The sequence below is a fragment of the Roseovarius arcticus genome, assembly GCF_006125015.1.
Taxonomy (GTDB): domain Bacteria; phylum Pseudomonadota; class Alphaproteobacteria; order Rhodobacterales; family Rhodobacteraceae; genus Roseovarius; species Roseovarius arcticus.
Genome location: NZ_SZZN01000001.1, coordinates 3,106,227 through 3,128,757, shown reverse-complemented (window position 1 = coordinate 3,128,757; position 22,531 = coordinate 3,106,227). Strand labels below are relative to the sequence as shown.

The window sequence follows — 22,531 nt, the reverse complement described above, 5'->3', positions numbered from 1 at the left end:
GTGTTTTCAAACCGGCGACGGAATGCTTTGCGGAAACAAGGATCTATCAAGATGGACGACGCGTCGATCATACATGCGTTTAGACATATGCAGGTCCCGCTGATGATTATTGGGCCAGACGGCACAATTCAGTACTGCAATGATGCGACGCATCGCCTGTTTGGGTATGGTGGCGACGATCTGATAGGTCGGGCTTCCTCCTTGGTTTTGCCAGTTGCCTCCGTGGCGGAACTCAACGCCCATATCAAAGCGCCTGCGAGCAACGCGAACATCAAGGACATGCTCGGAACAAGGAAGTGCGGCAGTCCGATCCCGCTTGCGGTGCACATGACAGCCTCGAACGACGCGATACAAGGACTTCAACATGCGCTGGTCCTGCGAGACATTACCGACGAGAGGGACGCAGCTTGCCTAGCCAGAAACGAACTGACGCGTGCCAACAATGCGATCAAAGGCGCGCGGATTGGGGTCTTTGAGTACACCCCCCTGACAGAGACGGTGATCGTTTCAGACATCTGGCGGGAATTGCTTGAGTTGGATCCGACCGACGAGGTCGACGTCCAAGTGGAGTGGCGCGAACGTGTGCATCCAGATGATCTCGCAGCGGCGTTGGAGCCTATCCGTATCTGCCTGGAAGATATTAGTGAGCGTGCCAGTTGCGAATATCGCCTTCGATCAAAAAATGGATCGCGGTGGCGCTGGATGCAGACAGATGTTGCTGTCGCCAGACGGGACCAAGATGGCAAGGTGATCCGTGTCATTGGTGCGATGACGGACATCACAGAACGAAAGACAGCTGAAAACGATCTGCGCAGAAGCGTCGAACAGTTCAGATCGGCCTTCGATAATGCGACCGTCGGCAAGGCGATTGTCGGTCTCGACGGCCAATGGCTTGGTGCAAATCGGGCTCTTTGCGATCTTCTCGGATATTCGGAAGAGGAACTGCTGAAAACAAACTTTCAGTCGCTGACCCACCCCGATGATCTGGACAGCGGTCTGATCAAGCTCGATCATCTCAAGGAAGGCAATGCTCGATCCTACCAGACCGAGAAGCGTTATATCAGGTCCAACGGCGCCGTTATGTGGGGACTGCTCAGCGTTGGAATAGTCAAAGACGCGGACGGGATGCCTGACCATTTCATATCACAGATCGTCGATGTGACCGAACAACGTCGATTAAACGAACTGAGAAGCGAGTTCGTGGCGACTGTCAGCCATGAGCTGCGAACGCCGCTGACGTCCGTGCTGGGTTCGCTAACACTCCTGTCGACGATGGATAGTGAGCCCTTATCGGACGGTGCGCAAAGACTGCTATTCATCGCACAGGAGAATGGTAAGCGCCTGCACGCGCTCGTCGATGACATTCTGGATTTTGAGAAATTCTCTGCCCGGCAAATGCGCTTCTCGCCGTCGCGCCAGTGCATCATTGGATTGGTCGAAGAAGCTACGATGGCCAATCTTGCCTCGGCAGATAGATTTGGGGTTCGATTTAATATCATTTGCCCGGATCGATCTTTGACGGGATTTGTTGACCCTAAGCGGTTTCAGCAAGTTATTACGAACCTTCTCTCCAACGCGGCCAAGTTCGCTGACAGGGGCAGCATGATCGACGTGACGGTCGAAGAGCAATCGAGAACAGTCCGGATATCGGTTGCCAATGACGGCGATGGCATACCAGACTCGTTCCGCGATGATATATTCAAGCCCTTCTCGCAGGCCTCGTCTGCGGCCACACGTGCAAGGGGAGGGACCGGCGTTGGGCTTAATATCACGAAACAGATCGTGGAGCAGACCGGTGGCACCATCGGTTTCGATAGCCATGAGGGCGGCAAGACAATTTTTTGGTTTACGGTCCCGATCGAGGATCCGCACTGACCAGCAACTGCCCTTTGATTTTCGGAAACAAAAGATCGAGCGATGAGTCCGGACTTAGCTGCTCTACCCGCCAATCAGGCGAATGTTAGGCCGTCTCGGCTCATTTCGTTTTTTCAAGACACGGTTCTCGGCGCGGGCAATGGCGCGGTCGAAGGTCTTGCGAATGCGCTGTGTCTTACTCATGTTAGGCCGCAGTGGATTCCCGATGGAGATTTCAATGTCCAGCGGGTCGCCGTTGTCGTATTCGGTATTCTTCTCGTCAATCGCGTTCTGGATTTTGCTTTCCAAGCCGCCGGACGGTTCAAGATCGGCCTTGTTTGAGACAACGACGAATGCCCCGTTTCCAGCATAGGCCATCATGTAGCCACTCGCTCTTAGCGCATCGCCAATGGCATCCGCGACCTCGGTGAGAGCGTAGAAAAATTCATCTGTCGAGGCTCGAGCATAGATCGCCCCAATCCGGTCGATCTTGAATGCCAGCACTTGCGAGCCGACCAGTCCTGCATGTGAAAGCTGCGTCAGATAATTTCCCAAGGCGGAATATTCGATAAAATTCTTGATGCCATCAATGTGGATCGCGTCAGGCAGATCAAAGGTGTGCTGCCTTGCGATTGTCGGGCGATGTGCATCCACTGTCGATATGACTGCTGCCACCTCGCGCCGCGCGATGACCACCTCTTCCGCCATGCGGAGGCGTGCACTTAACTCTACGATGTTGAAAGGTTTGTTAGCATAATCAGTGGCGCCCGCCGTGAAGGCGTGGTCGATATAGTCCCTCTCGGCCACCGCTGTCAGCATAATGATCGGTGTCTTGTGATAAGAGGGCATGGCGCGAACCAGCTTACAAAGCTCGATCCCATCCATGTCGGGCATATTGATATCAAGCAGCAGACAATCGTAGGTGACATCACCATTGTTCAGCATGTTCAATGCAATCTCACCTGAGAGCGCTGTCGACACATCCAAAAAACCTGCCTTGGCAGCCATCATTGTAAGAAGTTCGAGACTGACCGGTTCGTCGTCCACGTATAAAATCTTCACATACACCTCGGAGTTGTGAGACGTCTAACAAGACCACCTTAGAAACACACTAGCTATTGAAACTTACCCGTACACGCAATGGTTCCTTGAAAATTTGAGATGGGTTTCCGGCGGTCCATCACAGGTTGGATGATATGGAATATCCAAGCAGGCATTGCCGGACGACTTGCGATCCGGTGGGCGCAGTACGCATCGTCATCGGTGTCGGCGCCCGTCGAACAAAACATCGAACCATCCAGCAACCTTGAGGCGCGGTCGCGCGTTCAGCTCGCACAGGGCGCAGCCCGCGCCGCGAGGAGAAGAGATATGGCCGAAAAGACCGTGAAGGACGTCGCTGAGTTGATGGCGAAGATCGACTTTTGCATGATGGAAACCCATAGCGACGACGGCCGCATTGCCGCCCGACCCATGAGTTCAAATGGCGATGTGGAGTATCGCGGGCAGAGCTGGTTCTACAGCTACGAGGACAGCCGTAAGATCCGCGACCTTAGGGACGACCACCGTGTCGGACTGTCCTTTCAGGGTTCGGGAGGGGTGCTGGGACTTGTCGGCAAGCCGGGTGCGATGATCCACGTCCAAGGCCGTGCAAGCCTGATCGACGACCGCGCAACGTTTGAAGAGCACTGGGTGCCGGAGCTTGAGTATTGGTTCAAGGATGGGATAGACACGCCGGGCATGATCATGATCCGCGTCGATGCCGACCGCATCCATTATTGGGACGGGATGGAGGAGGGCGAGGTCAGGCCGTAAAGCTACGGTCGTCGGTCTCAAAGGTCGCTTCCATCCGCATCGAGTGAGCACCTAGACCTTCGACGAGCTGGAGCCGGAACCGGTGATAAGCGCCCGCGTTCCGATGGCCAACATCTTGTTGTAGAGCGCAGTGCGCCAACGGCACCATAATATCGGGCAACGCGCGCCCGAATTTGGAAACGATGTCGGCATAGTGGTCTTCATCTGTGCCAACGGTTGCTTTCAGTGATGGGCTACGCTGCTGACGGATTACTGACATGGGGAGAAGTCGTTTCTTGGCATCGGACGCTATGCGTAAAATTCAACTTGACCAATTTGCATTATTTCCATTATCCATGAAATATGGAATCATTGCTTACAGACCGCCTCGCAACTCTCAGTCACCCTCAGCGGATGGCCGTGTTCCGTTTGCTTATGCGGCGCTGCCCAGATGAACTGCCTGCAGGAGAGATAGCCGAAGCCTTGGAGCTTAAAGCAAGCACAGCGTCGGTTTATCTGTCAGCACTGACCCAAGCAGATTTGATCGCACAACGTCGAGACGGGACGCGCCTGCTTTATGCCGTAAATCTGGACACCGCCCGCGAGGTTGTTGCGGGACTGTTTTTCGATTGCTGCCGTGGACGGGCAGACCTATGTCCGCCCCAATTCTCTGATCTTCTCACGAGTATCTCTCCAAAGACTGACAAGAAGTTCAACGTCCTTTTTGTTTGCACTGGTAACTCGGCGCGATCAATCTTTGCCGAGACCATTCTGCGCGACATGGTGGGTGACAAATTCACCGCCTATTCTGCGGGTACGGCGCATCTCTCAGGGCTTAACCCTTTTGCTGTCGAGATGCTCAAGTCGAAGGGACATGACGTGTCGCTTTTGCGGTCTAAAAACATCGAGGAATTTCAGGGTGCCGACTCGCCGCAAATGGATTTTGTATTTACCGTTTGTGACCGTGCTGCGAATGAAGAATGCCCCACTTGGCCGGGTCAACCCGTCTCAGGCCACTGGGGTATGCCGGACCCGGTGAAGGCCAAAGGGACAGATGCGGAAAAACGTCTCGCATTCCACCAGACCTACGGGGCGCTGCATAACCGGATTCTCGCATTTACCGCTTTGTCGTTCGAGGGTTTGAACCGTGGATCGCTGCAAAAATGTGTTGATGAAATCGGCAAGAAAACAGCCAAACAGGAATGATCATTCATGACCACTTATGCACTCAACGGCCTTGGCCGCATCGGCAAACTTGCTCTTCGCCCTCTCTTGGAGCGCGGTGCAAAGATTGCTTTTATCAATGATGCAGTGGGTGATCCTGCGATGCACGCGCACCTTCTGGAGTTCGATTCCATCCATGGCCGTTGGCCTGCCGCGTTTGAGGTAGGCGAAGGGTCGATTAACATTGACGGCACACGTATTCCGGTCACCACCACCCCCAATCTGGAAGACCTGCCGCTGGACGGCGTGGATGTTGTGATCGATTGCACCGGGGCATTTAAAACAGAGGCCAAGCTGGCCCCGTATTTTGCGGCGGGCGTAAAAAAGGTGATCGTCTCAGCGCCAGTCAAGGACGGGCCAACTGCCAATATCGTCTATGGCGTCAATGATGATATTTACGACGCGGACGTCCACCAAGTTGTGACGGCCGCAAGCTGCACTACAAATTGCCTTGCGCCGGTGGTGAAGGTTCTGCTGGAAGGGATCGGCATCAAGCACGGCTCGATCACGACTATCCACGATGTGACCAACACCCAGACGATTGTAGATCGTCCCGCCAAAGATCTGCGCCGTGCGCGGTCGGCGCTAACCAATCTGATCCCAACCACCACTGGCTCTGCCACGGCCATCACGCTGATCTATCCCGAATTGACGGGCAAGCTAAATGGCCATGCAGTGCGCGTCCCGCTTTTGAACGCATCCATCACCGATTGTGTGTTTGAAATGGCGCGTGAAACAACTGTGGAAGAGGTGAACGGACTGTTCAAAGCCGCCGCCGATGGTCCCCTGAAAGGCATCCTTGGGTATGAGGAGCGGCCTCTTGTCTCTTCGGACTATACAAATGATCAGCGCAGCAGCATCATCGACGCGCCATCAACGATGGTCGTGAACGGGACCCAACTCAAAGTCTATGCTTGGTATGACAACGAATATGGCTATGCATATCGTCTTATCGATGTAGCCTTGATGGTCGGCGACAAGCTGTGACACGCCCAGTAGGATTTGCCGCCTACATTACCGTGACAGCGGCCTATTGGGCGTTCATGTTGACTGATGGCGCTCTCAGGATGCTGGTTTTGCTGCACTTCCACACGCTTGGCTTTTCGCCGGTGCAACTGGCCTATCTGTTTGTCCTCTATGAGATCGCAGGTGTGGTGACCAACCTGTCCGCAGGATGGATCGCGGCACGGTTCGGCCTCACCTCTACGCTCTATGCCGGGCTGTCGTTACAGATCGTGGCGCTTCTGGCGCTTACACAGCTTGAACCAGCGTGGAGCATTACAGCCTCTGTAGTGTTTGTTATGCTGGTGCAGGGACTGTCTGGTGTAGCAAAAGACTTAGCCAAGATGAGTTCCAAAAGTGCAGTCAAAATCCTAGCTCCAACAGATGGCGGGGGGCTGTTCCGCTGGGTGGCCCTGCTGACCGGATCAAAGAATGCCGTGAAAGGCAGCGGCTTTTTATTGGGTGCGGCACTGCTGGCTGTTTTTGGCTTTGTCCCATCCGTGCTGACGATGGCGGCGATCCTGTTTGTCATCCTTACCTGCGTTGTGATCGGCATGCCATCAGGCCTGCCGGTCGGGCGCAAGGACGCAAAGTTCTCAGAAGTGTTTTCCAAGAACCGCAATATCAACTGGCTGAGTGTCGCACGACTGTTCTTGTTCGGGGCTCGGGATGTTTGGTTCGTGGTCGGCATCCCGATCTATTTCTACGCCGTGCTGTCGGATGGCAGCAATGAGGGTAATCGCGCGGCGTTCTTCATGATCGGCACGTTCATGGCAGTCTGGACGATCCTTTATGGCGTCGTCCAGAGTTTGGCGCCGCGCATTCTGAAAGCAGGATCGAGGACAGATGCCGAGATCCTACGATTGGCAAATAGATGGGTTGGCCTATTGATCGTTGTGCCCGCTTTTCTTGCCGGTTTGGTCTGGCTGGCCCCAGCACCCTCCAATTTGCTTACATCAACAATTGTGCTGGGCCTCTTGGTCTTTGGTGGCATCTTTGCCGTGAATTCTGCCCTGCATTCGTTTCTGATCCTCAGCTTAACGGACGCAAAGCGGGTCACGATGGATGTTGGCTTCTACTATATGGCGAACGCAGCTGGCCGATTGATTGGCACGGTCTTGTCCGGTTTCACATACCAACTTGGCGGGCTCCCATTTTGCCTCGGGACCGCTGTAGTGATGATCGGGTTGAGCTCGCTAGCAACATCGCAGCTTAGAGCAAGGGAAGCATCTGACGTGATGCCATAAGGCAGCTTGCAGTAACGGAGACGCTCCCTTTCTCGAAGGTACGGTAAACACGTTCCCTTCACACAAGCCCAAGGCCCCTTCCGAACCCCAACAGTTATTGAAATTCTCTGACCATCCCAAAAATCGCCACCATTCGCCGCATAGCAGAATAACGGTTGGACTGGCACCAAGCTGCCTTCTGCAATGAAGCAAGAATGTGCAATGAAGCAAGAATGCGACCTAGAGCGGGATCGCAAACTGCGGCTGTGGTTTCATCTGATAGACCCAACACAGGCTTCAAATTTCACCGCTGGCGTATCCTAATTGGTGACTTGCGGTGCCCTAACCTGCACAGTGGAAAACTTAGCGCGGGAACGCGAAAATTGAGATGATTGGCTCGATCAGGATTCGGTCCGTCATTCTACCGCTCTGCGGTAGAGGTGCCACGTCGCATGCCCAAGGATCGGAAACGCTAATATCAATCCGAGAAAAAGCGGGATCATAGCGACAATCAGGCATGCGGCGATGATCAACCCCCAAATCGCCACCGTTACCGGGTTCTTTCTCGTTAGCTCCAATGAAGTCTCTATTGCGACACGCACGCCCACATGCCGGTGTAGTAGCAGCGGTATAGAAACCACAGTCATGGCAAGGGTCACGGCAGCGAACACAGATCCCACCGCGCAACCAATGACCAGCATCGCCCAACCAGCGCCCGTCGTGAAAACATCCCACAAGAATGACGTTAGCGAGATTGGAGGTTCGGGCCCCAGCGTCAGTGTGAAAATAAGATAAGCCGTGAGCATCCAGACGATAAACATCAAGACCAGACCCAAGCCGATTATCAGAACCGCGCCGATAGCGGGCGACCCCATGACACCGAGCGCCGCGCGAAAATCTGCCGTCTCGCCGTTTTCCCGGCGCCGGCTCATTTCGTAAAGGCCGACAGCCGCGATGGGCCCGAGCAGCGCAAAACCTGAAATAAGCGGGAAAAAGAGATGCAAAAGCTCGCGATGGAAGAAAATTGCCGAAAGGGACAGCCCTATGATCGGATAGAGGATAGCGATAAATAGCACATCAGTGCGAAGCGCCAAAAAATCGTTCGCACCTTTTCGGAGCGCGATCCTGATATCCTCGATGCCAATCCGTTTCACTTTGGGATGCGAGATCACATCACCATGGATTTCATGGGCCGCGTCCTTGGCATAATGTGAAGCATCGCCAAATGCTTGCATCAGCCAAGACCCAGGATTTCCGATTGTCTTGACCGGTTTTACCATTGGAAAACCTCCGAGCACAGATGAGTAAGTGCCGACCTGCCAAACCACGCGACGATCAAGCACCGTTTAGCAGTATCCTATCACGCGGCCGCCGATCCGCTCATCAAAATGCGGTGAGGTGTTTGGGGACTATACTTTTCCCTCAGTGCTAAGTCGCCGACGCTGGCACTTCGCTGCGGAACGATAGTTAACTTACGTCGCAATGTGCGGTTTGGGCGGGCTTCGTTTTTGGGGGCGCTTTTGGCCAATGCCCGCCCGAAGCAAAAGAGCTAATGCTGCGGATCATCCAGTGACCCGTGGATCGCGAACTGGTCAAGCTCAGCGGCCTGCGCTTCGATCATGCGATAGGTTTCTCTAACGCCAGCTTCGGTCAGATCGCGCGCGACGGTCATCAGGGTGTTGGGATCATGATCGTTGCACAGATCCGCCATCTGCGACAGTTCTTCTAGTGCGACGTTGCGCGCCAGGGTCAGTGAGGGCGCTCCGTAAATATCGACGAAATGCTGCGCCAGGATGTCTGCTAATGTGTCCCGTTCAGTGGGCTCGATCTGGGTTACGGCGACAAAGCTGACGCGGCCAAAGGTTTCGCAACCCATCCAGCCGTTGGCAAACGCCTGCCGGGCCTTGCCGGTCAGATCGGCCTCGGACCAGTTGGAAAACTCAAATCCGCCCGAGATGCACCATTCGCCGGTTCTGGCAGGGTTGTGGAAAACCCGGGTGTCGCTTTCGTCGAAATGAATTGCGCGCGCAAGTTTCATGCAAGCTCCGTCAGAAGTGCGGTGAGGGGGATCAGGCGCACACCATCGTTGGTTTTCATCAGCAGGCCAAGGGTCTCATCAATTCCGATGAAAGTCCCGTCATATCCGCCAATCGTCATGTCGCTATTCAGTCCCCGCGCCACAGCCAGCCAGTTGCGGTGCAGCCGTGCCGCCCCGTCATCAATCCAGGCGTTGATTTCGACCAGAGTGTGGCGGACCCAAGCCTCAATCAGTGTGATCGGCTCTACTTCTCGGCATCCCTCAGCATAAAGGGCTGTCTCATTGGGCGTCAGGCCAGTGTCGTGCGAGGGTGGCCAAAGGTCCAGCGAGAGGCCGACAACCAGCCAGCCGGGAATAGTGTCGGCGTCTGTGGCGGCGGCAGCTAGTTGCATGGCGCCGCATCGTCCGCCGTTGATATAGATTTCCCCGCTCCAGCCCAGATGCACAGCCACCTCCGGCGGCGCAAGCGCGCCGAGCGCGTTTTGGAAGCCAACCCCGCAGAGGGGGAGCATGCAGGCGGCATCCCGCAGTGGCACATCGGGCGCAAACACCATGGCAGCGCGCAGTCGGTCAGCGCCCAGATCATAGACAACCAAACCTGCGTCGCACACCCCTGCTGCCTTGGCGCAGGCCAGAACGAACGGATCTGCGCCATCCGCATTAAGCCCAAAGAACAGCGGAGGGAACACCGGCGGGGTCATGCGTGGCCAAGTGCAATCAGCTGCTGCGCCACAGCGCGAAATCCCGCCGCTTGCGCAGAGTCGGGCTTGGACACTACGATTGGCGCACCGCCGTCTGCCGCTAGCCGGATATCCAGATGCAGCGGTATTTCCGCCAGCAGTGGCACGCCCAGCTTGGCCGCCTCATCCGCGACGCCGCCATGGCCGAAGGTGTGTTCCTCATGCCCACACTGCGAACAGATATGCGTGGACATATTTTCGATCATTCCAAGGATCGGCGTGCCCAACTGATTGAACATGTCGATACCTTTGCGGGCATCAAGCAAGGCTACATCCTGCGGTGTCGAAACGATGATCGCGCCGTTCAGCTGCGCCTTTTGTGCCAGCGTCATTTGGACGTCGCCAGTGCCGGGCGGCAGATCGACGATTAGCACGTCCAACGCGCCCCACTGCACCTGTGTTAGCATCTGTTGCAAGGCACCCATCAGCATGGGTCCGCGCCAGACGACAGCCTGATCATCATTTGTCATCAGGCCCATGGACATCATCGTCACACCGAAGTTGCGCATTGGTAGGATTGTCTTGCCATCGGGCGAAGACGGCCTGCCGGACACACCCAGCATGCGAGGCTGCGACGGGCCGTAGACATCGGCATCAAGCAGGCCAACGCGGCGCCCCTCGGCCGCCAGCGCGCAGGCCAGGTTTGCGGCGACCGTGGACTTACCTACGCCGCCTTTGCCTGACGCCACCGCAATTATCCGGTCCACGCCGGGGATTTTCTGCGGTCCAGACGGTTCTGCCGGGCGGCTCACCTTTAGATCGGGTGGGGCTGCAGGGGCGCTGTGGGCTGTCATCACGACGGACAGCTTTTCGACGCCGGGGAGGGCCTTGAGTTTGGCCTCGACCTCGTCCTTCACCTTGCCATAGGCCACCGCATGGTTGCCGCTGACCTCCAGCACAAAACGCACGGCGCCGTCCTGGACAGTCAGTGCCTTGACCAAACCGGCATCAACCAGCGACGCGCCGCTAACCGGATCGGTCAATGCTTTCAGCGCGGCCAGCACATCCTCTCGGGCGAGTGTCATCGCTGCCTCAACCCTTGATCGTGCCAGTCACCACATGTTCCAAATCCACACCATCGACGGTCAGGACCATCCGCGCCTCAAACTGCTTGCCCTCGGTGCCGCCTGCCTTGCGAAACGCTTCCTCAATAGCCTGTTGCGAGGTTACGCCGACCTGCTTGAGGAATTTGCGCATCGACATGTTGAAATCATCGCTCATTATTGTCTCCTTTTCGGGGTTTGTGGGCAGACGTCGTTAGTGATCCTTGCGCTTGGACAAGTAGTCCTCGGTCGTCCGTACGCGCGGGCGTTCCTTGCCCGCAAACGGGTTGTTTTGGGAATGAAAATGCGCCTGAACGCGGCAGTTGTCGCACATCTGAATCATCCGCGAGGCGGTAGGATTGGCGAACATCGCGTGATTGCCGGCCAGCTTTTCCATGATCCGCTCGACCGTGGATTTGACGCCAAACAGGCTACCGCATTCGACGCAGGCAAACGGTTCTTCTTCGTTCAGGACCACTTGGCTCAGGGCCGCGTCGGTCAGGTCAATCTGCGGCTTTAAGGTGATCGCGTCCTCGGGGCAGACATTGGCGCAAAGGCCGCATTGCAGGCACGCATCCTCCTGAAAGCGCAGTTGCGGCATGTCGGGATTATCCATTAGCGCGCCAGACGGGCACAGGGACACGCAGGCAAGGCAGAGCGTGCAGGCGTCGGTGTCGACGATCACCGCCCCGTATGGCGCGTTGGCGGGGAGCGGGATGATTTGCGCATCGGGCGACAGGGCCTTTGCGGCGAGGCGTGCGATTTGGCGGCGCGATCCTTGCGGCAGAATTGGCGTGATCGCTGCGCCGGCCGCTGGAGCGCGGTCAAACAGATGGTCCGATAGCGCGTCAGGGTCAGCAATATCCAGCAGGGCCACGGCATCGCCCGCGCCCATCGCCGCGGCCAGTTCTGCCTGACCCTGCAGGACGTCCCGGTCGCTGTTGGGGGCGAGCAGGATATCGACACGGGCAAACCCACTGGCCAGCGCGGCCAGCATTTCAGCATGGCCAAACATGGCAAGCGCGTCGATCTCTAGCGGGATCACGTGAGCGGGCAGGCCGTTGCCGTACCGCGCAGCAAGGCGGATCATCTCGCCCCCGTGCACATCGTGGACCAATAATGCGCCCGACTGGCCGCCCGCCTTGCGATAGGTCGAGGCAAGCGTGCCAATGCGGCGGAAAATATGGTCCACTGGCGGCGCGTCATAGCTGATCGCGCCCGAAGGACAAACCGCAGAGCATGCGCCACATCCGGCGCAGATAAGTGGGTCGATGCTGACATGCTCGCCCGCGGGCAGGATTGCGCCGGTCGGGCAGACATTCAGGCAGTTAGAGCAGGCGGGCTGTGCAGCGCGGGAATGGGCGCAAAGAGAAGTCTCTAACCGAATATAAAGCGGTTTTTCAAACGTGCCGACCAATTGGCTGGCGGCCAGAATGGCATCTGCCACTGCAGGCAAGCTGCCGGGATCGGCGCGCAGGTATCCGTCGCGCTTTTCCGGAGCGGGAAAGAGGGGCGTGTCTCCGGTCAAATCAAGGATCAGATCACATTCGGACTGCGCGCCATCGCGTGGCTCTGTCAGTTGCGCCGCGCCGCGTCCGCCCGGCAATACCTGCTGGAATGCGTCGATCGAAATGCGGAACGCCCCAAGCGTCCCAGAGACACTGTGCAGCCGCCCGGTGCAGCAATTATAGCGGCCAGTTACTGGTATATCTGCGCCAGTTGGCGCCATCACCGTCACCGCCAATATATCGGCCAGCTTTTCGGCGGCGGCAAACGCGACCTCTGGCGCACCGATGATCAGGCAGATCCCGTCTGACGCAACGTCAATTGTCTTGAGCGGCGGCTGTGGTAGCGCGGCGTCTGCCAGCAATGCGGCCATTTTTGGTGTGGTGCCCGCGGTGTCAGCTGTCCAGCCTGCGCGGTCGCGTACATCGACAAACTCCGGCATGGGCGCGGCAATGTCTTCGGCCAGATCGGCAAAGCGGCCAGCCTCTTGCTGGCAGGCGATTAAAACCTCCCCGCCTTCCATCGCTTTGGCGGCGAGGGCGATCTGGGATTGGCAGAGGGCGGTGTGCAGCCGCGAACATTCCAGCCCCGTCGCCGCCTTTAGCGCAGCCGCATCAATGGTCTGGGTGCCGAGACAATCACAAATCAGCAGAGATTTTTTCATTTCGCCTCCTCGTACGCTATAGCGTAGGACGGAAAGTTAGCAGATGAAAGGCGATCCCCAAAGTTTCGACGCAATCCGCCAGAGCTAGCAGTGCGGTAGTGGGCAGATCTGTAAATGACATAACGGGGCAAACGGACGCACCCTAAGACTTTGCTATGATTTCTTCTATAAATCAGTACACTGAAAGAAACTCATCTTAGTGTTTCAGCCAGCGGGTGCCAGCTTGACCTTCGTCTTTCCCAACTCCCAATCCATCCCCCTTGGGGTCGTGGTCCGGAAGTCGCCAGGCGTGACGCGCTGGGCGAAATGGGCGTGGCGGGCAGTAGGTATGCTGCCCGGTGCGGGGCCAGCTGACTGGACCGTTCTGCGAAGCGAGGGCGGCGTGACTGAGTTTCACGCAGCAACCGTGCCGCTTGAACTGTATGTGTCCGATACTGAGGCATATGCCTATGAGCTTCAGACCCGGCAGCCGTCCGTCTATATCGTGCTCACCCCGGACGCCTCGGTGCGGGGTATACCATGGAAAGTGACGCTTGTGACGGCGTCGCCCTATGAGGCGCAGGACTACTGCGATTCTGCCGAAGCGCTGGTCGAAAAGGTGGCGATGCCGGATGGCATGCAGGCTTGGGTCGCCGATTTCGTCACTCGCCACCACGAGGAAGCGGCGTTCGTGAAGCGCAAGCGCCGCGATTGGCGGGGCGAGGAGGGCGAGGACGGTATCGGCGACGCGCGCATTGCGCAGGACAGCGATGTATATCGTTCGCCTCGCCGTAGCGCGGGTGCGCTGAAATGACCCGAATCCCTACATTCTGGGACCGCCGCCGTGCCGCCGTCGAGGCCGAGACAGAGGCAAATGCCGCCGCCCAGCAGGCCGCTCTTGAACTGCACGAGCAGGAAGCCCTCGCTGAGAAAAGCGACGAGGAAATCTTGGCTGAGTTGGAGTTGCCTGATCCAGACACCTTGACCAAAGGGGACGATTTCGCCGCATTCATGGCCAAGGCGGTGCCAGAGCACCTCCGCAAACGCGCGCTGCGCAAGTTGTGGCGTAGCAATCCTGTCCTGGCTTGTGTGGATGGGCTGAACGATTACGACGATGACTATTTGGCCGGTAGCTATGGAAATGCTCCGATTCAGACGAATTATCAGGTCGGCAAGGGATTGCTGGCGCATGTGCTGAAGGTTGCGCAAGCCGAAGAATTCAACACCGACGATCAGGCGCTACTCGACAAAGAAGACAAATCGGCACAAGATGAGATTGGCGAAGACCCGGTCGCAACGATCAAGATGCCTGCACCGGACGTCGCACTGGATAAGGAACTAGCGCCGCAAGACATGGACGACGGCAGGCCTCGCCGGATGGTTTTTCACTTTGACGGGAACACCTCATGACATTGGCAAGAGCCCATCCGCAGATTGACGAAGAGGATCGCCTGCGGGCTGATCTCTACAATTATCTCGGCGTCATGCTGGCGCGTGCGCCCGATGAAATGTTGTTGGCGCAGACCGCGGGGCTGAGCGGCGATGCGTCACCTCTGGGGCAGGCGATTGAGGGGCTGGCCCGCGTTGCAAAAGTGACCAAGCCCAAATCCGCCGTCACGGAATATAATGCCTTGTTCATCGGCCTTGGGCGCGGCGAATTGCTGCCCTACGCGAGCTACTACATGACCGGGTTTCTAAATGAGAAGCCGCTGGCAAATTTGCGCGCCGACATGGCGGCACTGGGAATGACGCGGGCAGAAAACACGTTCGAGCCGGAGGACAACATCGCCTCGCTGATGGAAATGATGGGCGGCATGATCGTCGGACGTTTTGGCAATGTGGCCCCATTGGCGCGCCAGAAAGAATTCTACAGCAAGCATATCCGCCCATGGGCCACGCATTTCTTTGCGGATCTGAAAGGGGCTAAGGCGTCGGTGCTCTACGCTTCGGTTGGGGCAGTGGGAGCCGAGTTTTTGGATATTGAGCAAGAGGCATTTCGCATGATGGCAGGCTAGTGCCCGCCGATTGATCGGCGGCAGGGGCCGCCACGAAGGTAGTAGGGAGAGGACACATAAAATGGCTGACACGACAAAGGGTACGACCCGCCGAAATTTCCTGAAGATCGCAGGCACCGCTGTGCCGGGGGTTGTGGCGGTTGCCGCTGGCGGCGCAGCGCAGGCCGCACCGGCCGAAGTCGATCTGGCATCGCAAGTGATGCAGGACACGGAACATACACGCGCTTACTTGGAAAGCACCCGCTTTTAAGGGAGCGCCGCCCGCCTGATAGCAACAGGGAAGGGGCATTTGACAAGGTACCAAGACTGCGGGGATCGCAGATGTAGGGAGGAATACCATGCTCAGGAAAAAGACAAATGGCAGCGCACGACGGTTTGCAAGGACGCCAGCAGCTAGCGCCGCTGCGAATGGCGTTGACCGCCGTACATTCCTGCGTGGCTCGGGCCTTGCCATTGGCGGGCTGGCCGCTGTCGCCGCAACCGGCAGCACCATAGCGCCCGCCACTGCGCAATCAGCAGCGACACGGGCGGTCGAGATCAAGAAATCCGTTTGCACCCACTGCTCGGTCGGTTGCACGGTGATTGCCGAGGTCGACAATGGCGTATGGACCGGGCAGGAGCCCGGCTTTGACAGCCCGTTCAATCTTGGGTCGCATTGCGCCAAGGGGGCCTCAGTGCGCGAGCATGCCCATGGCGAGCGGCGACTGAAATACCCGATGAAGAAAGAAAACGGCGAATGGGTCCGCCTCAGCTGGGAGCAGGCGATAGGCGAGATCGGCGATGGCATGATGAAGATCCGCGACGAAAGCGGGCCGGATTCGGTCTATTGGCTGGGCTCTGCCAAGCATAGCAATGAACAGGCCTATCTGTTCCGCAAATTCGCAGCTTATTGGGGCACGAATAACGTCGACCACCAAGCGCGCATCTGTCACTCGACTACTGTGGCGGGCGTGGCGAATACATGGGGCTACGGCGCCATGACCAACAGCTATAACGACATCCACAATTCCAAGGCGATGTTCCTGATCGGTAGCAACCCTGCCGAGGCGCACCCCGTCTCCTTGCTGCACATTCTAAAGGCAAAAGAACAAAATAACGCACCGCTGATCGTGTGCGATCCGCGCTTTACCCGAACGGCTGCGCATGCGGATGAATATGTGCGCTTTCGCCCCGGCAGCGACGTGGCGCTGGTGTGGGGCATCCTGTGGCATATCTTTGAGAACGACTGGGAGGACAAGGAATTCATCCGTACCCGCGTCTGGGGTATGGACGAGATCCGCGACGAGGTAAAGAACTGGACCCCCGAAGAAGTCGAGCGCGTCACCGGGACCCCCGGCGAGCAGCTGGAGCGCGTTGCGCGCACTTTGGTCAATAACCGCCCCGGCACCGTTATCTGGTGCATGGGTGGCACCCAGCACAGCAACGGCAATAACAACACCCGCGCCTATTGTATCTTGCAACTTGCCCTAGGAAACATGGGCCGTCCGGGCGGCGGCACGAACATTTTCCGTGGCCATGACAATGTGCAAGGCGCGACTGATCTCGGGGTGCTGGCTGATACGTTGCCGGGTTACTATGGCCTGTCGGAAGGCTCTTGGGCGCATTGGGCTCGTGTTTGGGACGAAGACCTTGATTGGCTTAAGGCGCAGTTCTCCGATGCGTCGATTGGTGACACCAAGATGATGAACCTGACTGGTATTCCAGTCAGTCGGTGGATCGACGGCGTACTGGAGGACAAGGCCAACCTTGACCAGCCCGATAACACCCGCGCGATGGTTCTTTGGGGTCATGCGCCGAACTCGCAAACCCGGATGAAGGAAATGAAGACCGCGATGGAACGGCTGGACATGCTGGTCGTGGTTGACCCCTATCCGACCGTTTCTGCCGTGATGCAAGACCGCACCGATGGCGTGTATCTGCTGCCGGCTTCCACACAGTTCGAGACAAGAGGCTCGGTAACCGCTTCCAACCGCTCGCTACAATGGCGCGAGAAAGTCTTTGACCCCTTGTTTGAATCGCTGCCCGATCACACGATTATGGCGAAGTTCGCCGAGAAATTCGGCTTTCACGACAGGATGTTCCGCAACATTGCGATCGACGATGGCGGCGAGCCAAATGTGGAGGACATCACACGCGAATTCAACCGTGGCATGTGGACAATTGGCTACACGGGTCAGAGTCCTGAGCGGATGAAAATGCACATGGCAAACCAGCATACCTTTGACCGCACGACGCTGCGCGCCAATGGTGGGCCGGCCGATGGCGATGTCTACGGGATGCCATGGCCATGCTGGGGGACCGCCGAGATGAACCATCCCGGCACGCCAATCCTTTATGATATGTCGGTCCCAGTCGCCGAAGGTGGCCTGACATTCCGCGCCCGTTTCGGGGTGGAGCGTGACGGCGACAATCTTCTGGCGGAAGGCGTCTATTCCAAGGGGTCCGAGATCGAGGACGGCTACCCGGAATTCACGGTGCAAATGTTGCGTGATTTGGGTTGGGAGAAAGACCTGACCGACGAGGAAAAAGCCAGCATCAACCGCGTTGCAGGATATCCTGACGGTGCCCCCCTGGCCGCAGAGCCTGCAGACGATGGCGGCTCGAATAAGGACGAAGAGGTGGGCGAGACATCCCAGCAGGGCGAAATCCCGTCAGATTACGAGGAAAAATCAGGCGGCGTGAATTGGAAGACAGACCTGTCGGGCGGTATCCAGCGGGTTGCCATCGCGCATGGCTGCGCACCCTTCGGCAACGCCAAGGCACGCGCCGTGGTCTGGACATTCCCCGATCCTGTGCCGTTGCACCGCGAGCCGCTATATTCGAACCGCCGCGACCTTGTGGCCGACTACCCGACCTACGAAGACAAGAAGTTCTGGCGCGTGCCCACGATGTACAGCTCGATCCAGAAAAACGACTTTTCCGAAGACTACCCGATCATTCTGACCTCTGGCCGTCTGGTCGAATACGAGGGCGGAGGCGAGGAAACCCGCTCCAACCCGTGGCTGGCTGAATTGCAGCAGGACATGTTCGTCGAGATAAATACGCGCGATGCCAACAATCTGGGCATCCGTGATGGCAAACAGGTATGGGTCGAAGGGCCTGAGGGCGGCAAGGTCAAGGTAATGGCCATGGTGACCGAGCGTGTGGGCGAGGGCGTGGCCTTCATGCCTTTCCACTTTGGTGGCCATTTCGAAGGCAAGGATCTGCGAGACAAATATCCCGAGGGTGCCGATCCGTATGTGCTGGGGGAGTCGTGTAACGTCGCTCAGACCTATGGCTATGACAGCGTGACCCAGATGCAAGAGACCAAAGCGACCCTCTGCAAAATCTGGACAGCATAAGAGGAGATCAATCATGGCTAGAGCAAAGTTTCTCTGCGACGCTGAACGCTGCATCGAATGCAATGCGTGCGTCACCGCCTGCAAAAACGAACACGAGATACCTTGGGGCATCAATCGGCGCAAGGTGGTCACGATCGACGACGGCAAACCGGGCGAGCGCTCGATTTCGGTGGCGTGCATGCACTGCTCGGACGCGCCATGCATGGCGGTCTGTCCGGTCGATTGCTTCTACCAGACCGAAGATGGGATCGTCCTGCACTCAAAGGACCTGTGCATCGGCTGCGGCTATTGCTTTTACGCGTGCCCATTCGGCGCGCCGCAATATCCGCAAGCGGGCAATTTCGGGTCGCGCGGCAAGATGGACAAATGCACCTTCTGCGCTGGCGGCCCCGAGGAAAACAATTCGGCTGCCGAATTTGCCAAATACGGTCGCAACCGGATCGCCGAGGGCAAGCTGCCGATCTGTGCTGAAATGTGTTCGACCAAGGCCTTGCTGGCGGGTGATGGTGATGACGTCTCCAGCATCTACCGTGAGCGTATCGTCGCCCGTGGCTTTGGCGCAGGCGCTTGGGGTTGGGGTACGGCCTACGGCCAAAAGGGCGGCTGACATCTGCTCCCGCGCAACTTAGCCGAGCGGCGCTCAATGCGCCGTTCGCCTTTTTCGACACTATAAAGGATTGCCCGGATGCTCCGCTTCTTCGCAGTTTTCGTCATTGTTTGCGGCTTGCTGACTCCGGCCTTAGCGCAAGAGAGCGTGGCCAACCCGCGCGCTGAGACTGGCGGCGCGCAGACGCTGGACGATATCATGCGCAGGCAATCCCAGCAAAAGGTGGACGACGAATTCCGGCGCGCGGAAACCGGCGATGCTGAGGCCGCCGCCCCGATCACAGCGCCGCTTGGCACGCGCGGTGGCCAATCTGACTCTGACCAATGGCGCGGCATGCGCTACGATACGGCGGACGTAACCACCCAGTCACGCGGGCCTGCAGTGACGACACTTATCCAAGACGGCGGGATGTGGTGGCTAAAATTCCGCGAAGGACCACTGTTGATTTACGGCGCGGCCCTCTTGGGCGGCACATTACTGCTGCTGGCGCTATTTTACCTGATCCGCGGACGCATCCGCATTCAAGGTGAGAAAACCGGCCGCACACTTACACGCTTCAGCGGGCTAGAGCGGTTTGGCCATTGGCTGTTGGCGAGTTCGTTTATCATCCTTGGTCTGACCGGCCTGGTTTCCCTGTTTGGGCGCAAGGTACTGATACCGGCATTCGGCCATGACGCCTTCTCGACCCTCGCGATTGGCACGAAATGGCTACACAATAACGTCTCTTGGGCGTTCATGATTGCGCTCGTCATCATCTTTGCCTTCTGGGTTGCTCACAACATTCCCAACCGCACCGATCTGGTATGGCTCGCCAAGGGCGGCGGCATCATTGGCAGTGGCCATCCCCCCGCCGAAAAGTTCAACGCGGGTCAGAAGATAATTTTCTGGTCGGTGATAATACTGGGCACGTCAATCTCCGCATCGGGGCTTTCCCTACTGTTCCCTTTTGAATTCAACATGTTTGGCGCGACTTTTGCAAAGCTGAATAACTGGGGAGTGACCGGCCTTTTCGGATCGGACCCGCTTCCCTATCCGCTCTCACCACAGGAAGAGATGCAATATGCACAGCTATGGCACGCCATTGTCAGCCTCGTCCTAACCGCCATAATCTTTGCCCACATCTACATTGGTTCGGTGGGTATGGAGGGCGCTTTTGAGGCTATGGGCACCGGGGAAGTCGAAGAACAATGGGCACGCGAACACCATAGTCTCTGGGTCGAAGAAGTGCAGGAAGCAGAAGTGCACCGGAGTAAGGAAGCGTAAGATGAGGGCGTTTTTGTTAGCATTGGTCGCACTTGCGGCGATCACGGTCGGAGTGAACTTGATACTGGCGGCCAGCGATTTCTCAGCCAAGGCAGCCTGGGCGTCGCCGGGCAATGTCAGGATCGACAACTAGAGCAGTTCAGAACCTGCTCGGGCCGGGTATTCTATGGAAAAACTGAAATGTTTTGTATGAGATGCCCTGAGAATTTTAGAACCTTTGTTTGGTAATTTTGGATCCAAGAATATGCGCAGATGACATCGTAAAATCGGTTTGCGGGTGAGTTCAAAAGGGATGAGGTGGCGGCAAGCCAACTGCGGTTGCTGACAACACGTTGGACCGAAAGTTTGAAGCCGGTCTCCCAGATATGGTTTGGGCAACAGACATCACGTTAAGAATAAGCCTATGACGGTTGGTCGTACCTCTTTGTTGCCACGTATTTGTTCTCACAGCGCGTTATTGGCTGGCAATGAACCGCACCATGTTTGCCGGTGGCTGATTTACTTAGTTGCGCGGCCATGTCCAGATTGTTCCGGTGCTGCATCGATGATCACCTCGGACAAAGCAGTAGAAACCGTTCGCGGCAGAATGTACAATCAAAGGAGTGGCACTTAAGCTGTGACGCGCCCACGACGATCTGGCAGTCAACTAGCGGCAAACTAAGCCTTGTGCAATACGAGTAGAGAACATGGAGAAAAGTCCACGATACCTGCAACAAGTTAATTTGATTTGCTCGCTGCGTTAGGCGCTACGATGCTCACCATACTGACGGGGTTCGAAGGTGTACATTGCGCTGCTATGGTCTTTGGGTTTGAATTAGCGCGAAATTTACGTAGAGGGCATTTTAGTTTGGAAATGTCAAAAAGAATATTTAGATAAAGTGAGGGATTTAAAAATGGGTCTACGGAGGATGATTAAGCGTACTTTGCTTAAGGATACAGAGGAGACATCTGTTGTGGTTGAGGCGCAAGTCAAGATTCTTGAGGCGCAAGTCGAAAGTCTTGAGGCGCAAGTCAAAAATCTTGAGAAACAAGATGCAATTATGGAAAAGCCCGTGGATTGCAGCAATGCAAATCGATTTCTGACACGGTTTAGAAATCACTTCGTTTCGGTCGATTTGATTCGCATTGGAGGCGAGGGTGATGGTGGCTATCTGGTTCCTGATATTCTTGATGGCATAAGTCATTGCTTTAGTCCTGGCGTCAGCGACACGTCAGATTTTGAAGACCATCTATCCAAGAAGTACGGCATAAAAAGTTTCATGGCCGACGCAAGCGTAGATTGCGCGCCAATTTCTGACCCCAACTTTTCCTTTAGTAAGAAATTTCTTGGAAATCGCGATGAGGATGACTTCATTACGCTCAGCTCTTGGGTGGATACCAGCCTGAAGGGTGATGAGAGGGAATTGATCCTACAGATGGATATTGAAGGCGGAGAATATGATGTCCTTACTTTTGAATCGGATGAAACCTTAAAGAGATTTTCTGTAATGGCTATAGAGTTCCACGACTTGGGGCAGATGGGAGACGAGCATTTCTTCCAAATGTTTTCCAGTATATTTGAGAAGATATACAAGAACTTTACAGTTTGCCATGTGCATCCGAATAACTGTTGCGGCATATTTTCAAGTGGCGAATGGGAGTTCCCAAGAGTTACCGAGGTTACTTTTGTACGTAACGACTATGTGGAAAAATTGAGAAATGGTTCGAAGCTAAGTCTTCCCCATCATCTGGATAGAAAGAATGTTGAAGCTTACGAGGATATTTCCATGCCTGAACGATGGTGGAAGTGTTAAAACGGCGCATCTCAAAGAGCATGTAAAAGTCAAACCCGGTGTCAGCTATCAAAGGTCTAGCTCCGAAGCTGTTTTAGCCTCAAAGGAATTGTGAACCATTTGGCCGTGGCTGTATGGGTCGTGTTTTCGGTGAAATGAACGAGGTGTTCGCGCTTGCAGATTGACGCAACAGTCCTAGCACATTGCGAAGTCGATTTGATGGTGTTTACGCGATCAAGGGTTGGTAGATCATCGAGAAGGGCTGGAGCGTTGCCAGAGCCCGGATTTGACGGACGGAAACGTTTCTTACGCAGCTATAGACCGTACTCGCGCCCGTCGTAGGGAATTGTCTTACTAAGCTCTCACAGAAAAGCTATGATCATCTAACAGCGAGAACCGAACGTTACATCGGCAAGGATATGTAACTAGACGCCCCTTGGGGGCTGTCATGCTTTCAAAATTTTGC

General features: G+C 56.4%; 22 protein-coding genes. 14 read left to right on the top strand and 8 right to left on the bottom strand.

From position 1 onward, the window contains the following. Positions 1–51 precede the first annotated feature (51 nt). A complete protein-coding gene (locus MK6180000_RS15000) occupies positions 52–1,875 on the top strand; it encodes a PAS domain-containing sensor histidine kinase (protein ID WP_171054647.1) in 1,824 nt (607 codons plus the stop codon). Between the two features lie 63 nt (positions 1,876–1,938). Here the strand turns inward: MK6180000_RS15000 and MK6180000_RS14995 are convergent, their stop codons facing one another. Next, a complete protein-coding gene (locus tag MK6180000_RS14995) occupies positions 1,939–2,901 on the bottom strand; it encodes a response regulator transcription factor (protein ID WP_138935460.1) in 963 nt (320 codons plus the stop codon). Positions 2,902–3,222: 321 nt separating this feature from the next. Here MK6180000_RS14995 and MK6180000_RS14990 point away from each other — a divergent pair, with 321 nt between their 5' ends. Then, a complete protein-coding gene (locus tag MK6180000_RS14990) occupies positions 3,223–3,666 on the top strand; it encodes a pyridoxamine 5'-phosphate oxidase family protein (protein WP_138935459.1) in 444 nt (147 codons plus the stop codon). On the opposite strand, the gene MK6180000_RS14985 is transcribed toward MK6180000_RS14990, so the two are convergent. Then, entirely contained in the window at positions 3,656–3,925 is a 270-nt protein-coding gene (locus MK6180000_RS14985) for a hypothetical protein (RefSeq protein WP_138935458.1), read from the bottom strand. The two genes, MK6180000_RS14990 and MK6180000_RS14985, sit on opposite strands and share 11 nt — an antisense overlap. Before the next feature lie 83 nt (positions 3,926–4,008). Here MK6180000_RS14985 and MK6180000_RS14980 point away from each other — a divergent pair, with 83 nt between their 5' ends. The 3 genes from MK6180000_RS14980 to arsJ are packed head-to-tail and all read left to right on the top strand — an operon-like array spanning position 4,009 to position 7,118. Further along, positions 4,009–4,851, top strand: a complete 843-nt coding sequence (locus MK6180000_RS14980; protein WP_138935457.1) for an arsenate reductase/protein-tyrosine-phosphatase family protein — start codon at positions 4,009–4,011, stop codon at positions 4,849–4,851. A 6-nt stretch (positions 4,852–4,857) separates the two neighbouring features. Then, positions 4,858–5,856: an ArsJ-associated glyceraldehyde-3-phosphate dehydrogenase gene (locus MK6180000_RS14975; protein WP_138935456.1), complete on the top strand. Its 999-nt coding sequence runs from the start codon at positions 4,858–4,860 to the stop codon at positions 5,854–5,856. Beyond that, the gene (gene arsJ / locus MK6180000_RS14970; RefSeq protein ID WP_138935455.1) at positions 5,853–7,118 is read left to right on the top strand and encodes an organoarsenical effux MFS transporter ArsJ; all 1,266 of its coding nucleotides are present in this window, start codon (positions 5,853–5,855) and stop codon (positions 7,116–7,118) included. The genes MK6180000_RS14975 and arsJ overlap by 4 nt, the downstream gene beginning before the upstream one ends. A gap of 395 nt (positions 7,119–7,513) precedes the next feature. On the opposite strand, the gene MK6180000_RS14965 is transcribed toward arsJ, so the two are convergent. From MK6180000_RS14965 to MK6180000_RS14940, 6 genes are all read right to left on the bottom strand, one after another. After that, positions 7,514–8,440 (bottom strand): DUF2189 domain-containing protein, encoded by a 927-nt coding sequence (locus tag MK6180000_RS14965; RefSeq protein WP_246040538.1) that lies wholly within the window; start codon positions 8,438–8,440, stop codon positions 7,514–7,516. A gap of 206 nt (positions 8,441–8,646) precedes the next feature. Continuing rightward, positions 8,647–9,135, bottom strand: a complete 489-nt coding sequence (locus MK6180000_RS14960; RefSeq protein WP_138935454.1) for a DUF6505 family protein — start codon at positions 9,133–9,135, stop codon at positions 8,647–8,649. Then, complete coding sequence (locus MK6180000_RS14955) at positions 9,132–9,836, bottom strand: biotin/lipoate--protein ligase family protein (protein WP_138935453.1); 705 nt, start codon at positions 9,834–9,836, stop codon at positions 9,132–9,134. The genes MK6180000_RS14960 and MK6180000_RS14955 overlap by 4 nt, the downstream gene beginning before the upstream one ends. Further along, positions 9,833–10,900, bottom strand: coding sequence for an Mrp/NBP35 family ATP-binding protein (locus MK6180000_RS14950; RefSeq protein ID WP_138935452.1), 1,068 nt, complete (start codon positions 10,898–10,900; stop codon positions 9,833–9,835). Before MK6180000_RS14950 ends, MK6180000_RS14955 begins: the two co-directional genes overlap by 4 nt. A 7-nt stretch (positions 10,901–10,907) precedes the next feature. After that, complete coding sequence (locus tag MK6180000_RS14945; protein WP_138935451.1) at positions 10,908–11,096, bottom strand: DUF6494 family protein; 189 nt, start codon at positions 11,094–11,096, stop codon at positions 10,908–10,910. Between the two features lie 36 nt (positions 11,097–11,132). Next, positions 11,133–13,088, bottom strand: coding sequence for a 4Fe-4S binding protein (locus MK6180000_RS14940; protein WP_138935450.1), 1,956 nt, complete (start codon positions 13,086–13,088; stop codon positions 11,133–11,135). A 199-nt stretch (positions 13,089–13,287) separates the two neighbouring features. Between MK6180000_RS14940 and MK6180000_RS14935 the strand changes: the two genes are divergently transcribed. The 9 genes from MK6180000_RS14935 (at position 13,288) to MK6180000_RS14900 (ending at position 22,086) form a co-directional block, all read left to right on the top strand. Continuing rightward, positions 13,288–13,881, top strand: coding sequence for a DUF3305 domain-containing protein (locus tag MK6180000_RS14935; protein WP_246040537.1), 594 nt, complete (start codon positions 13,288–13,290; stop codon positions 13,879–13,881). After that, complete coding sequence (locus MK6180000_RS14930; protein WP_138935449.1) at positions 13,878–14,477, top strand: DUF3306 domain-containing protein; 600 nt, start codon at positions 13,878–13,880, stop codon at positions 14,475–14,477. Before MK6180000_RS14935 ends, MK6180000_RS14930 begins: the two co-directional genes overlap by 4 nt. Next, positions 14,474–15,082 carry a TorD/DmsD family molecular chaperone gene (locus tag MK6180000_RS14925; protein WP_138935448.1) on the top strand — a complete coding sequence of 203 codons (609 nt, stop codon included), beginning with the start codon at positions 14,474–14,476 and terminating at the stop codon, positions 15,080–15,082. The genes MK6180000_RS14930 and MK6180000_RS14925 overlap by 4 nt, the downstream gene beginning before the upstream one ends. 61 nt (positions 15,083–15,143) lie before the next feature. Continuing rightward, entirely contained in the window at positions 15,144–15,332 is a 189-nt protein-coding gene (locus MK6180000_RS14920; RefSeq protein ID WP_138935447.1) for a twin-arginine translocation pathway signal protein, read from the top strand. Positions 15,333–15,420: 88 nt separating this feature from the next. Continuing rightward, positions 15,421–18,423: a formate dehydrogenase subunit alpha gene (locus MK6180000_RS14915; protein WP_138935446.1), complete on the top strand. Its 3,003-nt coding sequence runs from the start codon at positions 15,421–15,423 to the stop codon at positions 18,421–18,423. 13 nt (positions 18,424–18,436) lie between these two features. Then, positions 18,437–19,030 carry a formate dehydrogenase FDH3 subunit beta gene (gene fdh3B, locus MK6180000_RS14910; protein ID WP_138935445.1) on the top strand — a complete coding sequence of 198 codons (594 nt, stop codon included), beginning with the start codon at positions 18,437–18,439 and terminating at the stop codon, positions 19,028–19,030. A 78-nt stretch (positions 19,031–19,108) separates the two neighbouring features. Further along, on the top strand, positions 19,109–20,293 hold the full coding sequence (locus tag MK6180000_RS14905) for a formate dehydrogenase subunit gamma (RefSeq protein ID WP_138935444.1): 1,185 nt from the start codon (positions 19,109–19,111) through the stop codon (positions 20,291–20,293). A 1-nt stretch (position 20,294) separates the two neighbouring features. Further along, the gene (locus tag MK6180000_RS20905; protein WP_281284768.1) at positions 20,295–20,426 is read left to right on the top strand and encodes a hypothetical protein; all 132 of its coding nucleotides are present in this window, start codon (positions 20,295–20,297) and stop codon (positions 20,424–20,426) included. A gap of 775 nt (positions 20,427–21,201) precedes the next feature. Next, on the top strand, positions 21,202–22,086 hold the full coding sequence (locus tag MK6180000_RS14900) for an FkbM family methyltransferase (protein ID WP_171054646.1): 885 nt from the start codon (positions 21,202–21,204) through the stop codon (positions 22,084–22,086). Positions 22,087–22,531 lie beyond the last annotated feature (445 nt).

Excerpts from the sequence above, each read along its gene's own strand:
- fdh3B (WP_138935445.1), top strand. The coding sequence starts at position 18,437 with ATGGCTAGAGCAAAGTTTCTCTGCGACGCTGAACGCTGCATCGAATGC.
- MK6180000_RS14930 (WP_138935449.1), top strand. The coding sequence starts at position 13,878 with ATGACCCGAATCCCTACATTCTGGGACCGCCGCCGTGCCGCCGTCGAG.
- MK6180000_RS14900 (WP_171054646.1), top strand. The coding sequence starts at position 21,202 with ATGATTAAGCGTACTTTGCTTAAGGATACAGAGGAGACATCTGTTGTG.
- MK6180000_RS15000 (WP_171054647.1), top strand. The coding sequence starts at position 52 with ATGGACGACGCGTCGATCATACATGCGTTTAGACATATGCAGGTCCCG.
- MK6180000_RS20905 (WP_281284768.1), top strand. The coding sequence starts at position 20,295 with ATGAGGGCGTTTTTGTTAGCATTGGTCGCACTTGCGGCGATCACGGTC.
- MK6180000_RS14985 (WP_138935458.1), bottom strand. The coding sequence starts at position 3,925 with ATGTCAGTAATCCGTCAGCAGCGTAGCCCATCACTGAAAGCAACCGTT.
- MK6180000_RS14955 (WP_138935453.1), bottom strand. The coding sequence starts at position 9,836 with ATGACCCCGCCGGTGTTCCCTCCGCTGTTCTTTGGGCTTAATGCGGAT.
- MK6180000_RS14975 (WP_138935456.1), top strand. The coding sequence starts at position 4,858 with ATGACCACTTATGCACTCAACGGCCTTGGCCGCATCGGCAAACTTGCT.
- MK6180000_RS14920 (WP_138935447.1), top strand. The coding sequence starts at position 15,144 with ATGGCTGACACGACAAAGGGTACGACCCGCCGAAATTTCCTGAAGATC.
- MK6180000_RS14960 (WP_138935454.1), bottom strand. The coding sequence starts at position 9,135 with ATGAAACTTGCGCGCGCAATTCATTTCGACGAAAGCGACACCCGGGTT.
- MK6180000_RS14945 (WP_138935451.1), bottom strand. The coding sequence starts at position 11,096 with ATGAGCGATGATTTCAACATGTCGATGCGCAAATTCCTCAAGCAGGTC.
- MK6180000_RS14980 (WP_138935457.1), top strand. The coding sequence starts at position 4,009 with ATGGAATCATTGCTTACAGACCGCCTCGCAACTCTCAGTCACCCTCAG.
- MK6180000_RS14950 (WP_138935452.1), bottom strand. The coding sequence starts at position 10,900 with ATGACACTCGCCCGAGAGGATGTGCTGGCCGCGCTGAAAGCATTGACC.
- MK6180000_RS14990 (WP_138935459.1), top strand. The coding sequence starts at position 3,223 with ATGGCCGAAAAGACCGTGAAGGACGTCGCTGAGTTGATGGCGAAGATC.
- MK6180000_RS14905 (WP_138935444.1), top strand. The coding sequence starts at position 19,109 with ATGCTCCGCTTCTTCGCAGTTTTCGTCATTGTTTGCGGCTTGCTGACT.
- MK6180000_RS14915 (WP_138935446.1), top strand. The coding sequence starts at position 15,421 with ATGCTCAGGAAAAAGACAAATGGCAGCGCACGACGGTTTGCAAGGACG.
- MK6180000_RS14940 (WP_138935450.1), bottom strand. The coding sequence starts at position 13,088 with ATGAAAAAATCTCTGCTGATTTGTGATTGTCTCGGCACCCAGACCATT.
- MK6180000_RS14925 (WP_138935448.1), top strand. The coding sequence starts at position 14,474 with ATGACATTGGCAAGAGCCCATCCGCAGATTGACGAAGAGGATCGCCTG.